General features: G+C 41.3%; 10 protein-coding genes. 2 read left to right on the top strand and 8 right to left on the bottom strand.

From position 1 onward, the window contains the following. The first annotated feature begins 322 nt into the window (after window positions 1-322). The gene (locus BLS33_RS16885; RefSeq protein WP_089892347.1) at window positions 323-1,573 is read left to right on the top strand and encodes an NRAMP family divalent metal transporter; all 1,251 of its coding nucleotides are present in this window, start codon (window positions 323-325) and stop codon (window positions 1,571-1,573) included. Between the two features lie 92 nt (window positions 1,574-1,665). On the opposite strand, the gene BLS33_RS16880 is transcribed toward BLS33_RS16885, so the two are convergent. The 7 genes from BLS33_RS16880 to BLS33_RS16850 form a co-directional block, all read right to left on the bottom strand. Beyond that, window positions 1,666-3,615, bottom strand: coding sequence for an OmpA family protein (locus BLS33_RS16880; protein WP_089892208.1), 1,950 nt, complete (start codon window positions 3,613-3,615; stop codon window positions 1,666-1,668). A 103-nt stretch (window positions 3,616-3,718) separates the two neighbouring features. After that, window positions 3,719-4,735, bottom strand: a complete 1,017-nt coding sequence (locus BLS33_RS16875; protein ID WP_089892205.1) for a PorP/SprF family type IX secretion system membrane protein — start codon at window positions 4,733-4,735, stop codon at window positions 3,719-3,721. An 8-nt stretch (window positions 4,736-4,743) separates the two neighbouring features. Beyond that, window positions 4,744-8,442 (bottom strand): T9SS type B sorting domain-containing protein, encoded by a 3,699-nt coding sequence (locus BLS33_RS16870; protein WP_089892202.1) that lies wholly within the window; start codon window positions 8,440-8,442, stop codon window positions 4,744-4,746. Between the two features lie 169 nt (window positions 8,443-8,611). Then, entirely contained in the window at window positions 8,612-9,493 is an 882-nt protein-coding gene (fabD, locus tag BLS33_RS16865) for an ACP S-malonyltransferase (protein ID WP_089892199.1), read from the bottom strand. A 136-nt stretch (window positions 9,494-9,629) separates the two neighbouring features. Next, the gene (locus tag BLS33_RS16860) at window positions 9,630-10,142 is read right to left on the bottom strand and encodes a gamma carbonic anhydrase family protein (RefSeq protein WP_089892196.1); all 513 of its coding nucleotides are present in this window, start codon (window positions 10,140-10,142) and stop codon (window positions 9,630-9,632) included. Between the two features lie 48 nt (window positions 10,143-10,190). Continuing rightward, window positions 10,191-10,919 carry a LytR/AlgR family response regulator transcription factor gene (locus BLS33_RS16855; RefSeq protein ID WP_089892193.1) on the bottom strand — a complete coding sequence of 243 codons (729 nt, stop codon included), beginning with the start codon at window positions 10,917-10,919 and terminating at the stop codon, window positions 10,191-10,193. Then, window positions 10,919-12,865 carry a tetratricopeptide repeat-containing sensor histidine kinase gene (locus tag BLS33_RS16850; RefSeq protein ID WP_089892188.1) on the bottom strand — a complete coding sequence of 649 codons (1,947 nt, stop codon included), beginning with the start codon at window positions 12,863-12,865 and terminating at the stop codon, window positions 10,919-10,921. Before BLS33_RS16850 ends, BLS33_RS16855 begins: the two co-directional genes overlap by 1 nt. 210 nt (window positions 12,866-13,075) lie before the next feature. Here BLS33_RS16850 and BLS33_RS16845 point away from each other — a divergent pair, with 210 nt between their 5' ends. Then, window positions 13,076-14,254: a vWA domain-containing protein gene (locus tag BLS33_RS16845; RefSeq protein WP_089892185.1), complete on the top strand. Its 1,179-nt coding sequence runs from the start codon at window positions 13,076-13,078 to the stop codon at window positions 14,252-14,254. A 156-nt stretch (window positions 14,255-14,410) separates the two neighbouring features. Here the strand turns inward: BLS33_RS16845 and BLS33_RS16840 are convergent, their stop codons facing one another. Next, complete coding sequence (locus BLS33_RS16840; RefSeq protein ID WP_089892182.1) at window positions 14,411-15,427, bottom strand: PorP/SprF family type IX secretion system membrane protein; 1,017 nt, start codon at window positions 15,425-15,427, stop codon at window positions 14,411-14,413. Window positions 15,428-15,444: the final 17 nt, after the last annotated feature.

Below are 15,444 nucleotides of genomic sequence, written 5' to 3'. Positions count from 1 at the left end.
TAATCCAATGATTACTATGCGGACCAGCAAATTCTTATTGCATCCGTATAAACTTCAATGTTTCAGACAGTAAATATATATGCTCACAATACTTCCTTAAGTATTTTTAATGTTAAGTTTTTTGCATTAAGGTAAAAAAATGTTAAATAATCATTAACTGAGAAGTGATTTGGACTGATAATAAAGAGATTTCTTACTAAATATAAATAGATGCAAGAATTTCATCATCATATTCAGCCAACGTGGAGACAAAAAACCATAAAAAGTAAAGAGCGCGAAAGTCATTAAAAAAAACTATTTTGGCCCCTAAAGCGAAGTAATGATATCTAAAACCAAAAGGTTGCTCAATAATCTTGGTCCTGGACTATTATTTGCAAGCATGGCGATTGGTACATCCCACCTCGTGCTATCTACAAAGGCCGGGGCACAATATGGTTGGATAATGGTTTTGCCCATTATACTCGCCAACATTTTTAAATACCCCTTCTTTGAATTTGGCGTACGATACACCAATGTAACGAACAAAACACTGATTGAGGGCTATCTCAACAGGGGAAAAGTTTATTTGTGGTTCTACGCGGCAATCACATTGATATCGACCTTTACCATTTTAGCCGCATTGTACACAGTAACCGCCGGACTCTTCATCAACTTGGCCAAGATACCTAACATCCCGATTAGCTTGGTCGCCTTGGGTTTATTTGCCTTCATCAGTCTCTTACTCATTGTGGGGCGTTATACATTTTTAGAACGTTCCCTAAAATTGGTTGTTACCATTTTGTTCATCGCACTCATCATCACCACATTTTTAGTGGTCTTAAAAGGACAAGTAACCCCTGTAGAAAACTTCAAACCGCTGCCCATCTTTAATGAAGCGGGAATTTTATTTTTAATCGGATTAATGGGCTGGATGCCTACAACTGTAGAAGCATCAAGTTGGGTTAGCCTTTGGAGCGTCGAAAAATGGAAAACCAAGGAAAAACCTAGTTTGCAAGAGTCGCTTCAAGAATTCAATATCGGCTATTTATTGACAAGCATTTTAGCCCTTTTCTTTTTAACCATAGGATGCATGACGCTTTACGGCACCAATACCGAACTCAGCGGAAATGCAGTGACTTTTGCAGATCAAATCGTACAATTGTTCACGAGCCATATCGGATCTTGGGCCTACATTTTTATAGCCATTGCCGCCTTTGCCACGATGTTCAGTACCTGTATGACCGCTCATGATGCAATAACAAGAGTAAGCTTGGATATCATCGGCCTACTCAAACCCAATTTGAAAATCAATAAAAAGAAAATCTATTATGCGCTCGGGGTCATGATACTCGCCTTGATCAATTACATTGTTGTCAGTGCCTTTAGTGCGAATATGGGGCAATTGGTGGCTTTGGCCACTTTTGTATCTTTTGTGGTGGCACCCATTGTCGGGTACATGAATCTTAAAAATGTTATGAGTAAGGAACTACCTGTAGAGCAAAGGCCTAAAAAGGGACTTCAACTGCTGACCTATGCCGGTATTATTTTTCTTTCCTTTTTTTCTATCCTATATTTCTGGATGGTCGTTTTCTAAACATCCCGTAAGTACTATTCGATTGAAGCTATCGAATTTATATTTCGAATAACCATATCTAATAAGCTACGCTTTAACTAAAGATGTAGATTTTATTGATTTAACAATTCATCATAGTTGTCAACAACAAACAGACTGCGTACATTTTGATCATGTAAGAAATCTAAACAGAAAGCGCCGTTGGTACAGCTGTTTGTTATCTGCTCTTCCCCATATCCCAAAACACCAATAATATTCTCCGAGGGCACTCCTTTTTTCATCAAATAGGAATATAATGCTTCCGAACGTTGCTGGGAAATCTTTTTATTGCTGTAGCTGCTACCACGGCTATCGGTATGCGATTCTATTTTTACTCGCATTTTAGGAAACTTTAAAAGCAAATCGGCTACTTTATCAAGTTGTACCAAAGTTTCGGGAGTCAAATTACTTTTAGCTTTGGCAAACTTTATCTTTTGCAGTTTCAGCACCGTTTTACCCTCTTTCGGCTCAACCACATCTTCCAAATAGGCCATTTCAATGACCAAGGGTTTTTTCTGCACCTCTTCCTGCTCGTTACCTGTGTATTTCTGGCTAAAAATCGAATGCTTCTTTTTGGAAATTTCCAAAACAATGGTTTCCCTCCAAGGAATTTCCAGTTGATAGCTTCCATTGTTCTGTGTCAAAACTTCCTTAATTGTATTCCCTTCCGTATCCAAGACTTTAACGGAAGCCTCGGCAATACCTTGACTGCTTCGAGGTTTTAAAACGGTTCCCTTGACTGCGAACGTTTTCAGTCCTGGTTTCTCACTCACCTTGAAGCCATAAATATCGTCATTCCCTTTTCCACCACTTCTATTTGATGAGAAAAAACCAGAAAATTCGCTGCTTCCGTTTTCCTTAATTATAAACCCAAAGTCATCGGCATCTGAATTTATTCCACTACCAAGGTTTACGGGGATGCTGAACGTATTATCGGGACGCTGGTTCGCTTTGTAGATATCCATTCCTCCCAAACCATAAAAAACATCAGAGGAAAAATACAGGCTACCATCAAAAATAAACGGTGCTATCTCATTCGCTGCGGAATTAACACGCGGACCCAAATTAACGGGCTGTGACATAATCTGACCATTAAAAGTACTTACGTAATACAAATCCGTTCCCCCATAGCCATCATCAAAATTGGCCGAAAAATAGAGGCGGTCGGAAGACTCGTCATAAAATGGATAGTAAAAGGAAACACTTAAATCTCTCAAAAGATAATTAAAAGGTTGATCGGCACCAGCGCCATTCTTAACAATAACGATGGCCAACGCATTTTTTCCTTTTTCATCGAATAAGAGTTTTCCTCTATCTTCATTCGAGGCTATATAAAATATCTGATTCAACTTATCTGAAAAATACGGAGTTGCTTCATGATATTTTGAATTGGGAATGCCTGTAAATTCATTGATGTTAACAACATCACCGGTAGCTTCAATTTTTCCACGATAGATGTCGAGATACGATTCCCCAGAGGGCGCATAAACATCCTTTGACTTTTGCATTCGACTGCTACTAAAAAGAAGTTCATTTTTATAAAAAGTTGGTGAAAAATCGGCTTGAGCGCTATTTCCCTTAATATTGAACACTTGAAAATCAATAGAAGAATTGGCAGTGGTCTCCAATAATTCAAAGTTAAATTCAGCATTCTCTAAAAGTTCATTTCGCAACGACCCACGGTTCGATTTCAATAATGATTTTACCTGACCCGTCTCAGAAGTCTGAGCTAAACTCTGCAACATCTTATTGAAACGATGGTTTGACATCGTCGAATCGCTTTTGTTAACATCTAAATAAATTTTTGATGCATTGGCGTAATCCTTCGTTTTAAAATAGGCATCGGCCAAATTTAGACGCTGCTCCTTAGTCAACGCACCTTTGGTCATTTCTTTCTGATATTCGCTTATAGCATCGGCATAGGCATAACTATAGAAATATTTGTCGGCCCGCGACTTCTTCTCTTGTGCATGGGAAAGGCCCCAAAACAGACCAAAGAACAATAAAAATATCTTTAGTTTCATCTGTTACTATTGTTTGTTTTAAAGGTCGGAATTTTTTCTCCGATCACCATTTCTTCATTATAGCCAATAAATCGTAAGTTCCGATCAAATCACAACCCCTCGATTAAAAGAATCTTGGCGTATCTATTTGTTTAGGTTGCCCTTTGTCTGGTTTGGTTCTCTTACCACTACTGCCGGTATTACCAGTATTTCTGCTTTCACCACTACCTTTGCCCAAATAGAATTTCAAAATAACCTCATGCGAACCGCTATTGAATTTCCCAAGAGGATTGGTATCATAATCGTAAGAATAACCAATGAACGTACCACTACCAATTTGAAAACCAGCCAAACCACTAACCGCGTTACCAACACGGTAAGAAGCGCCCAACGTAAATCTTTCATTGATCAAAAAATTGGTCGAGACATTGGCATTGACCGGTGAACCCTTAAGGTAATTAACCAAAAAAGCCGGTTTGAACTTCAGGGTTTCGGATAAATCAAAAACATACCCCCCAATAAAGTTAAAATGCATCTTATCTTCTACAATCGTAGCAACGTCATCATCATAAATGCCATCTGTCAAGAAATTGGGAATCGATACGCCCAAATACCAAACATCTTGACCGTAAAGAAACAGACCTGCGCCTACTGTGGGATAAAACTTTTTTATCGGCGTACGATCCAGTACCGGTTCCCCGGGATTTTCAAAAGTTCCTTTTGAAAAATCAACGTTTAAAAATCCGCCACCCACGTCCATACCAAAAGAAAGCTTGGCATTATCGGAAACTTGAAACTGATAGGAATACGCCAAATTCACATAGGTCTGGGCAACAGGGCCCAGTTCATCGTTCACGATATTAAATCCAAGTCCGTGCTTATCGTTCGAAAATGGAATATTTGCCCCGAATCGCATTGTTCTGGGTGAGCCCGGAATATCTAACCATTGTGCCCTATATAAACCAATCAGTTCAGGTGTTTCAACAGTTCCCACATAGGCGGGGTTAAAACTACCAATATTATACATGTATTGCGTGTATTGGGGCTCTCTCTGTGAATAGCCCATATATACATTGCACAATACAAGACCGATTAATAAATACAGACAGTTATATGCGGGTTTGTTTATATTGTATGCCATTGATTTTGTTATCTGATAAGCTGTATCCAGCCTTTTTGGGTTTTAAAGGGCTCAGCATTATCCTGAACAACATCTAAAACATAAAAATAAGTGCCATCGGGCGCATCTTGACCCTTCCAACTGCCATCCCAAATTACGTCTTCGGTCATATCATCGCCCTCAAAAACCAAAGCACCATACCTATTGAATATTTTAATAGAATAGGCTATTTCCACTTCCGTGTTCGTTTCGCTGTCTATCCGGTTTATTTTAAGTTCATCATTAGTACCATCACCATTTGGTGAAAATTGATTAAAAATGATTCCTATATCCAACGGGGTACGTTCATTGACTTCAATCTGAATTGTAGATTGACTGTCTTTATCATTTACTTCACTTTCATGTGGCGATGAATTTTCAATTGTTGCCGTATTGAAAAGCGTCCCTCCTTCTTCAAAAACCATGGTAATTTCAAGTACCGCTTCTTCGCCCACCGCTAAACTTTCAATAACCCAAATACCTGAGTTTTCGTTGAAAGTTCCGTTCGCTGTGGAAGATGTAAGAAGTGTAAATCCTAATTCATTGATATTGGATATCGAATCACGCACAACGATACGTGACACGGCATCCTCCTTAGATTTATTGGTGACTTTAATCGCAAAAATCACTTCTTCGCCCACCAAAGGACTGACCCGACCAGCGACCTGTACCGTATTCTCATTATTATCAATTCTAGCGGTTTTTTCGACTATCAAATTGATGCCTTCCGGTAAGTCTATATTTAAGGTGACTTCGGAAACATTATTGCTACTATCTCCATCGATCGGAAAAGAATCTAAAAGTTCGGCCGTATTGGAATACACCCCACCTTCAAGCACATCCACGGTAACTTCCAAAGTGCTGTCTGATAGTGGTTGCATCTCAAAAATATCCCAAATACCGGTTTCTGGATTATAACTACCTAATGAAACCGTATGGGATATATACTCAAAACCAGTTTCCAACAAATCGCCAATTTTTACCCCCAACACCCTACTATCGGAAAGGTTATTCGCATGTATCGTAAAAGTAACCCGCTCGCCGACAAGAGCATTCTCATTATCGACTTCTTTTATGATTTCTAAATCTATGGGATCCGGTTCACAATCTGGCGTAAGATTAGGGTCACACGGATTCAATGGATCCGAACCGTTAGCTTCTTCATCACCATCAGTGATACCATCACCATCAGTATCGCAAAGATTGTGTGAATTGTCAGGTATACACGGATTGTCGTTAGCCGGATCTTGTTGATTATTAACTCCATCATTATCAAGATCGGTACTATTAGAATCTAAAGCATCGATAATACCATCATTATCCTCATCTAAAGGTGCGGCAATATTACTTCCCACCTCAATACCATCATTGATACCATCACCGTCTGTATCAGGATTATTTGGATCGGTACCCAATGCTTGTTCATCACCTCCAAAAAGTCCGTCACCATCATCATCAGTATCACAACTGCTGACTGAAACGGTCACCACCGATGATTCATTTCCGCAGGGTGCCTGTGCCCCAGTCGTGGTATACGTAAAAACATAATTGCCGTCAGGTTGCCCCTGAAAATCGACCGTACCCGTGCCATTCGTAGGGCTACCCAAACTACCGCCAGCCGGCTGCGAGGTTACCGCCCATGCCCCCGCATCTTCGCCTGCCAATTGACTAGCCAAATTCAGGGTTGTTGTTCCAAACCGGGAATCATTACAAGACGAGGTATCACTTGGTATTCCGGGGGAAGGTTGCGGAACCACTGTGGCAATTACTTCCACCCTCGGCGAAGGACAACCGTTTTCCGTTGCCTCTACCCAGAAAGAATGATTTCTTGGTTCAAGAGTTATACCCCGAGAAACCGTCGGCGTATAACTAGCACCAGTATCTACTGGCGTACCACCAGTTTCGCTGGTGTACCAATTAAAAGTTGCATTTCCAGTAGCTGTCACTGTAAGCTCAACCTCACCGGGGCCGCAGCGCGTACCTCCCTCGGTACCTGTTATGGTCGGAGTTTCATTCAACGCTAAAGTAACCTCCAGAAGGGGACTAGTACAATCATTAGCCGCATCATAAAACAAAGCATAATAGGTGCCTGGCAAAGGGTTATTTATGCGGGTATTTGTCAGATGTGAACTCGTATCGGCAGGATCACCGGAATCGGTGGTCCATTTGAGAACCGTAGTCGCTGGTGGAATAGAAGTCGTAAAATCGCTTAAACTCAAGTCATCGGGAAGCGCATCGCAATAGACCATAGCCGGTGGATTTGCCACCAATTGTGGGCCTGTACTGCCCGCATCACAACATTCAATAACGGTGACAGTGACAGTCGCAGTATCATCAACACAGGCACCTGTAGCCGTATTCGTCGTATAGGTAAACACATATTGCCCAGTAGCCCGTCCATCAAAATCAATTCGGTTATTATTAGGAATAGCTCCAACTGAAGGACCTCCGGTTTGCGTCCATCCACCGCTATCCTGTCCCGTGATATGGTCATCCAAGTCTACCCTGCTCTCCCCAAAATCTTCATCGGAGCAAGCACCGGCATCTGTAGTGGTGCCTGCTGATGGCGAAAAACTTTGTGTTATAGTTACGGTAGCCGTAGGGCTAAAACAGTCATAAGTCGTATTGTCTACAAAAAACGCATAATATACACCTGGACCTGTCACAGGACTTCCGTTTGCCGATGGTAGCCAATCTCCTTGTACAGATGGATCAGAATTTGTAGTCCACCCCAAATCGGTGTTGGGTGGTCTCACCCCGGTAAAATAATCGTCCAAGGCCTGGGAAAATGTATCACAGAACGCTTCGGCATTTGTACTCACTGCCGGGGCGGTATCTCCTGCGGCACAATCGTCATCAATTATGGTGACAGTGGCCGATGCCGGAGCTCCGATAGAGAATAAAGCAGGGTTACTTGTACTATTCAGTGTTATGGTTACAGTTTCATCAGGTTCGGCAACGGCATCATCCACCGGCGCGACGCGTATGTTTCGTGCTAATTGACCGGTATTGTTAAATTCCAATATTACCGCATTCGTCAAGTTGTAATCGGTACCGCTAGCGGTACCGGAAATCGTATAGTTAACCGTTATAGGGCTTGCGGTCCCATTGGGATTGTCCAATACAATTCGAAATTGCCCGTATGGAAAAGTACCCGAGCCATCTTCATTAACCTCATCTATAGAATTTGCCGAGACCAAATCCAACGAAATAACTCCCGTATCATTATCGGTAATACTAACCGTAGCTTCACCTGTACCAGCAATAGCATAAGCACCGCTATTGCTTAAAGTGATTATAACTGATTCTGTGCCTTCCACCAGATTATCATCATCAATAGTGCCAACTGCTATATCTCGAAAATCAGTACCGAAACCATCCGTTATCAGAAATATAGTTCCAGAGGTGGCAGGTGCATTATATATGGCTGCATAGTCAACACCTTGTGTAGCTGTCCCCGAAATAACATAGTTTACTGAATAAAAGAAGCCAGGATTCCCCCCTGTAATAGCTATTCGAAAAGTTCCTGGGTCAGCACCAGCCTCGGAGGCAGCACCATCGATAGCGGTAACAGATACGGTCTGCCCCTGAAGCATAAGTCCAAAAAGTAGGGCCGCAGTAAAAATAAAGCGCTTGTAAAGCGAATTACTTCCTGGGGCCAAGGAAAAATAATTTCTTTTCAATTTCATAAACTGTGTCCGTTGAACTTATAAGAATTCAATTCACAGCAATGTAAGTAGATTTTTTTTGTAGAAAATGGGACCCAATATTACTAAAAAAAAAAGCTATGGCTCCAATTCTTCCGTTAAATATGTTTTTTTCGGATGAAATACAAAATTCGAGGATTAACGTATGTGTTTATAATGCTGCAGAACTAGTTTCAGCGGTTGGTTCTATTTTTTTGACCAATCCCTGTAAAACTCTTCCCGGCCCTACTTCAATAAATGACTTGGCGCCATCACTGAACATGTTGCGAACACTTTGCGTCCATTTTACGGGTGCCGTCAACTGGGAAACAAGGTTACGCTTAATTTGTTCGGCATCGGTGACCGCAGTCGTCGACACATTTTGGTAGATGGGACATTTGGGCACATTAAAAAGAGTACTTTCTATAGCCGAAGCCAATTCTTCGCGAGCGGGCTCCATAAGTGGTGAATGAAAAGCCCCCCCAACAGGTAAAACCAATGCTCTTCGGGCACCTGCCTCTTTCAACCGTTCGCATGCCGTGTTTATTGCCTCAATCTCACCAGAAATAACCAATTGACCAGGGCAATTGTAGTTTGCGGCCACAACGATACCAGGAGTTGCCTCACATACTTCTTCCACGATTTTATCATCAAGACCCAAAACTGCGGCCATGGTACTGGGCTGCAATTCGCAAGCCTTTTGCATTGCCAAAGCCCTTTTAGAAACCAATTGAAGTCCGTCTTCAAAGTTTAGGGTTCCGTTCGCTACCAATGCTGAAAACTCACCCAATGAATGCCCAGCAACCATATCGGGCTTGAAATTCTCTCCCATGACCATGCTCATAATCACGGAATGTAAAAAAATAGCAGGTTGCGTAACCTTGGTTTCTTTTAAATCTTCGGGAGTACCTTCGAACATGATATCCGTAATCGAAAATTCAAGTAATTCATTGGCCCTTTCGAAGAGTTCTTGAGCCACAGGATACTTCTCGTATAGATCTAATCCCATTCCTACAAATTGCGCCCCTTGTCCGGGAAATATATATGCCTTCATTTTTTTCTTTTTTGATGCGTCAAAAGTAGGAATTAAAGTTTAAGTGTACGAATCAAGAATATGCTGAAAAGGCCAAAATTTTGTGAAATATTCAATCTAAAATACGGCTTCGCCTAAATATTGCCCCATTCGCAGTCTATTCCTCTTTGAACCAGCTTGAATATTTCACGTAGTTATTTGCAATACGGTCGATCTCACCGGCACTCAGCTCCGGACTTATATCTTTTATTTTCTTTGCGGGCATACCGGCAAAAACAGCACCTGAAGGCACATGGGTTCCTTTAGTCACGACCGCTCCCGCCGCAATTATGCTATTACTTTCAACCACACAATCATCCATCACGATACTTCCCATGCCAATCAAAACATTATCGGCTATTGTGCACCCATGCACTATGGCATTATGCCCTATCGAGACATTGTTTCCGATAGTCGTGGGCGATTTTTGATACGTACAATGGATTACCGCGCCATCTTGAACATTGACCTTATTGCCCATTTTAATAAAATGCACATCGCCCCGAATTACTGCGTTGAACCACACACTACAATGATCGCCCATACGTACTTCACCAACAATCGTCGCATTTTCGGCGATAAAGCAATCCGCACCGATTATGGGTGTTTTTCCTTTAATTGTTTTAATCATAGTTCTCTTTCTATATATTTCCTTTTACGGACCCCAACGTCGACCCTTTTAAAAATAAGCTAATAATTCCTTTTTTCGGGATGCGGATACCAAAAGTTCCTTGCCATTGGAAACGACCACGCTCCCCCCTTTACCCTTCCTATATTTTACCACTTCGTTGACATTGACCAAATAAGATTTGTGAATACGTGCAAAGGCAAAAGTAGACAATGCTTCCTCAAAATACTTTAAGGTCTTACTGACCAGTATCTTCTTGTTTACCAGATAAATTTCCGTGTAATTATCATCTGCCTTGCAGTACAAAATTTCAGAAACGTTCAATACTTGAAATCCATCTTGCTGTGGAAGGGTGATTTTCCCCAGCACTTGTCCCAATTTTGGGCGTAATACCCGGTCTTCGAGCTGATCTTCTTTTTCCTTTATTTCCATAACATAGTGAACCGCCCGCACCAGTTCATCAATACTTATCGGCTTCATCAGATAATAGGCCGCATGATTGTTCAGGGCATCTTTGGCATATTGGTCATAGGCCGTAACGAAAACGGTCTGAAAGGTTCTATCGGGCAATTGATCCAACAAATCAAAAGCATTTCCGAAAGGCATTTCAACATCTAAAAATAAGAGGTCAGGTTCATTTTCTTGAATAAGTTGAAGTGCTTCCTTTATAGAGGCCGCCTCCCCCATCAAATTGACCTCACCGCAATATTTGGCTATATAGTTTCGTAAAATTTCACGACTACTGGCCTCATCTTCAACTATGATCGCGTTTAGTTTCATCAAGTTTTATTTAAAGTAAATACTACTTTCGTACCCGTTCCATTAGCTAAATCGGAAATATCGACATCAATCTTGTTCTTATACATATCATTCAAAATGGCGATGCGCTTTTTAATGTTTCCCATACCTTTTGATTTTTGCTTTCTTTGATTTTTGGTCTTCAATTCGGCAGATTTCGCCCTGCCAATGCCATTATCTATAATTGTAATTTCCAACGATTTGGCGTCTTTCTGTTTTACATCGATTTTCAAGATTCCCTTTTCTTCTTTATAGCGCAATCCGTGCCAAATCGCATTTTCAACATAAGGCTGTAATAACATGGGCGGAATCTGAAAGTCGGCTACAGGCACTTTCTCATCAACGGTAATCTTGTAATCGAATTTATCGGGAAAGCGGGTATGCTCCAGTTTCGTATAGAGTTCCAAAAGGGAAAGTTCTTTGCTCAGTGGAATAAAGTCTTCTTCTGAATTTTCAAGCACGGTACGCATTAAAGTCGAAAATTCACTCAAATACCTATTGGCGCTACGTTCGTCGTTCTTAGCAATGTAGTTGTTGACCGAGTTCAACGCATTAAAAATAAAATGCGGATTCATTTGGGAACGCAGCGATTTCAATGCCAATAAGTTATTGGCCAGCTGTTGTTGCTGGTTGCTCCGGTAGAAAAAGAAGGCCGCCAACCCCATCAAGATCAAACCGCAAATCAAGGAGTAAATCACCCATCGCTGTCTTTTGTTGGTTTCATGAATCAACTGTTGCTCGGTCAGCGCCAGGTCATATTTACTTTGGAAAAGTTCCCGTTCTTGTTCCAAGCCAGAAATTCTGCTCTGTTTGCTAGAGATTTCACGATTGAATCGTGCGGCTCGGGAAATTTCCTGCTCTTTTCGAACATATAAAGTATCGACCACCGCCACATAGGCCTGATAGGTTTCCAAAGCCTTACTATAATCACCTTTGTATCGATAAACTTCCGATAATTTTCGAGTGGCATCTTTCTGCACCACTAGGTCATCATCACTATCAGCTTCCTCAATGCTCTGTCGTAAATACGGAATTGCTTGATCGTATTTATCCTGAGCAATATAAGCATTCGCGATTTTGTAGTTGATGCGCTGGCTGGTAATTGAATCGGAAGTTGCGATTTTTGTCGCCACACTAGGCTCCGCTTTTGACAACTTCTTTAAACCGTCAAGTTCGGTCAAGCTTTTTTTACGTAATTCGATTTCATCTTGGTACCTGCTTTTCTGGTTATAAAAATCAGCAATCTTTTCCTTTTCTTGAACAGCACGTTGGGGTGCCTGGCTATTGGCCAATTTCAGGGAGTTGCCATAAAAGGCCTCCGCCTCCAATGACCTATCGTTACTGGCATAGGCATCTCCAATTTTCGAATTCAGATCGGCCATCTTAGGAGCTATCTGATTCTTTTTCGCCACTTTTAAACCTTCCGAATAAAAAGATACCGCCTTCTCTATTTGATTCATACCGGTATAGGCATCGCCCATTATCTCATAGAGTTCCGTTCGTTGATAGGGAACCATTCCCTCAACTTCCAATAATGGGGCAAGTACTTTTTCAGCAGCTGCAAAGGCCTTGTTGAGTACATATACCTTTCCTAGAAGCAATGTCGTTCGCGTCGATTTGTTTGCTTCTAGTGCATCAATATAGTTCGTAATGGCGAGGTCATATTGTTCATAATATTGATATACCTCACCAAGTGCGCTCAAAGAAGTAGCCAAATCTTTTTTGTTCGCCTCCTTTCCAAGCTCGGCAATGGATCGAGTAATAAAATCGATGCTTTTCCCTATATCCTTTCGCTTGTAAAATGCTGCGGAATCTAAATAAGACTGATGTTTCGAAACTTCACGATTCGCCCGTTTTTCGGGTACTTGGGCAAAAGCCGTGACAAGTCCAAAGAAAAGAAACACCCCTATGAAACAATAGTTCTTCATAACCTTATTTACAACGTAAACTTAGCTGATTTAAGCGGTACAAAAAAATGGGGAATGACTAAAAACCAAGGCAAAACAAGCCCTTTATCACCTGTTGCGCAGTCAAACTGACACTTTACGCATTCAAATGGGCCTTTCGCTCAATGGTCGTTTTGGCAGAAAAAGTTCAGGCTTACTTTTATCCCATATTAACACTAAAATCAGTAACCCATGAAAAACATAAAACAACTTTTAGGAATCGGTTTAATGAGCTTTACGATAACTGCCGTCTCCGCCTGCGAAACCAAGTCAAAAAATTCAAATACCGAACCACTTATGGCGCAAGTCTTGGCAAGTGATGAAAAACCGGACAATAACACTGTTAAAATCGCCCTCTTGCTCGATACCAGTAACAGTATGGACGGGCTCATCAATCAGGCAAAGGCACAATTGTGGGATATCGTAAACAAATTTACGCATGCCAAATGTAGTAATGAAGCTAGACCAAAACTACAGATTGCCCTTTACCAATATGGCAACGACAATCTTTCTTCTCGGGAAGGTTACATTCAACAGGTACTGAATTTCAGTAGCGACCTTGATGAAATTTCAGAAAAGCTATTTTCATTGACTACGAATGGCGGCGAAGAATACTGCGGAACGGTTATCAATACCTCATTGCGACAACTGGAATGGGGGAAAAATCCTGATAATCTGAAAATGATATTCATTGCCGGGAACGAACCCTTCACCCAAGGCAAACTAAACTATAAGGACGCCGTTACCGATGCCAAAGAAAAAGATATTGTTGTCAACACCATTTTCTGTGGCAATTATGACCAGGGAGTAAACTCTGAATGGAAAAAGGGAGCGACACTAACAGGTGGGGAATATATAGCCATTGACCATAACCGTCAGGTAGTACATATTGACACACCCTATGACGATGTTATTATTCGGTTGAATTCAAAATTGAACAAAACGTACATCTCTTACGGAGCACTCGGTCAATCGAAAATGCGATTACAGTCAGAACAAGATGCCAATGCGGAGGCTATGGAAGAGGTGGTCATGGTAAAACGTGCGGTAAGCAAAAGCTCACGCTTGTACTCAAATTCCTCTTGGGATTTGGTTGATGCCTCGGACGATGAGAAATTCGATGTCTCCAAGATTAAAAAAGCGGAACTACCCAGAGAATTACAAGGTAAAACAACTACGGAAATAACCGCATATATCGAAGGAAAGAAATCGGAAAGGACCGAAATACAAAATGAAATTCAGAAACTAAACTCCAAACGAGATGCCTATATCGCCACAAATCAAAAGGAGGATGCAACGGGCCAATTGGAAAACGCGATGTTAAAGGCCATTGAAAAGCAGGCCGCTAAAAAGGCGTATAAGTGGGAATAAATCTATTATGTTGGGGAATTTGAAAGTTTATTCAACAAAACTTAAAGCGGCGATAACGTATGAAAGTACTTCGTCGCTTTATTTTTTTTATAGCGTCAGGCTTTGAAAGCGAGAGCTCCTGCAAAAACATAAAGCGGACTGTAACCACAACAAATTTTACTGGGCAGCAGGGCAATAACAATCGTATTTACGCTCCGTCTGACCAAAATCGTAGCCTATCGTAATTTGATGGAAACCTCCACTATCAAAGCGAATATCGCCCATCTGATACGAGTAGTTATAAGACACCATAAAATTTTTGATATTTGCCCCCACAATTGGTGTAAAAAGCTGTAACCGCTGAACGACCAATGCGCTACCTGACTGGTACTGTGCCCCATCAAAACTTCTTCGATACGATACTCCGCCCCAGATTCTTCCGAAATCGACATCGCGATATACCTTGGCGTTGATATCCAAACTTTTTTCTTTGGTAAAATCGGTCATTTGAAACAATATGGAAGGTTCGAGCTGCCATTCGCTCTTTCCGAAGACATAACCCACAGAAAATAAATAGCGTCTAAGGTTATCGATTACGGGCACATTATCTGGATTTTGTCTTCCGTAGCGATACAGATTACGTTTACTTTCCAAGGCATTTAAAATGGCAAAATGGGAGTAAAACTCCATATGATTATAAGAAAAGCCCAAATCTATATTGAAATAGCCTTGACTGATCTTACTTCCGGTAATGGCATTGTCTAATTGTACAGATCTAAATTCACTTTCGTCGAGACTACTTTGCAAATAGGTAGGACTCAACCCAAAAGAAAGTTGATTGAGATTACGAACATCACCACCTAATTTCAGGTGATGCGCATACGTCAATTTGATTCCCGTCTGGGCGTGATACCCATTGGCATCATTGAAAAATATGGCACCTACTCCACTATTGCTTTCCCCTAACCTGAAATTGGCATTCACGGTCTGCAGGTTGGGAGCATCATCAACACTAAACCATTGCATTCTGGCCGTAGCCCTAATTTTCCCTCCTTCACCAATACCTGCCATGGATGGATACACCAAATAATAATTGTCTGACAGATAGTCGAAATAGACCGGAATTCCTTCCTGGGCGTATGAATTTAGACCAAAGCCAAGGAAAGCCAGCAAAAGAAGTAAACGATTTTTCATCTATTTGGTTGGAACAA

The organism is Kriegella aquimaris, assembly GCF_900103215.1.
Taxonomy (GTDB): Bacteria; Bacteroidota; Bacteroidia; order Flavobacteriales; family Flavobacteriaceae; genus Kriegella; species Kriegella aquimaris.
The sequence above is the reverse complement of the archived record's forward strand: the minus strand, read 5'-3'. Positions and strand labels throughout refer to the sequence as shown.

Bases quoted from the DNA above. Each gene is read 5' to 3' on its own strand.
- BLS33_RS16880 (WP_089892208.1), bottom strand. From the start codon at position 3,615: ATGAAACTAAAGATATTTTTATTGTTCTTTGGTCTGTTTTGGGGCCTT.
- BLS33_RS16875 (WP_089892205.1), bottom strand. From the start codon at position 4,735: ATGGCATACAATATAAACAAACCCGCATATAACTGTCTGTATTTATTA.
- BLS33_RS16870 (WP_089892202.1), bottom strand. From the start codon at position 8,442: ATGAAATTGAAAAGAAATTATTTTTCCTTGGCCCCAGGAAGTAATTCG.
- fabD (WP_089892199.1), bottom strand. From the start codon at position 9,493: ATGAAGGCATATATATTTCCCGGACAAGGGGCGCAATTTGTAGGAATG.
- BLS33_RS16860 (WP_089892196.1), bottom strand. From the start codon at position 10,142: ATGATTAAAACAATTAAAGGAAAAACACCCATAATCGGTGCGGATTGC.
- BLS33_RS16855 (WP_089892193.1), bottom strand. From the start codon at position 10,919: ATGAAACTAAACGCGATCATAGTTGAAGATGAGGCCAGTAGTCGTGAA.
- BLS33_RS16850 (WP_089892188.1), bottom strand. From the start codon at position 12,865: ATGAAGAACTATTGTTTCATAGGGGTGTTTCTTTTCTTTGGACTTGTC.
- BLS33_RS16845 (WP_089892185.1), top strand. From the start codon at position 13,076: ATGAAAAACATAAAACAACTTTTAGGAATCGGTTTAATGAGCTTTACG.
- BLS33_RS16840 (WP_089892182.1), bottom strand. From the start codon at position 15,427: ATGAAAAATCGTTTACTTCTTTTGCTGGCTTTCCTTGGCTTTGGTCTA.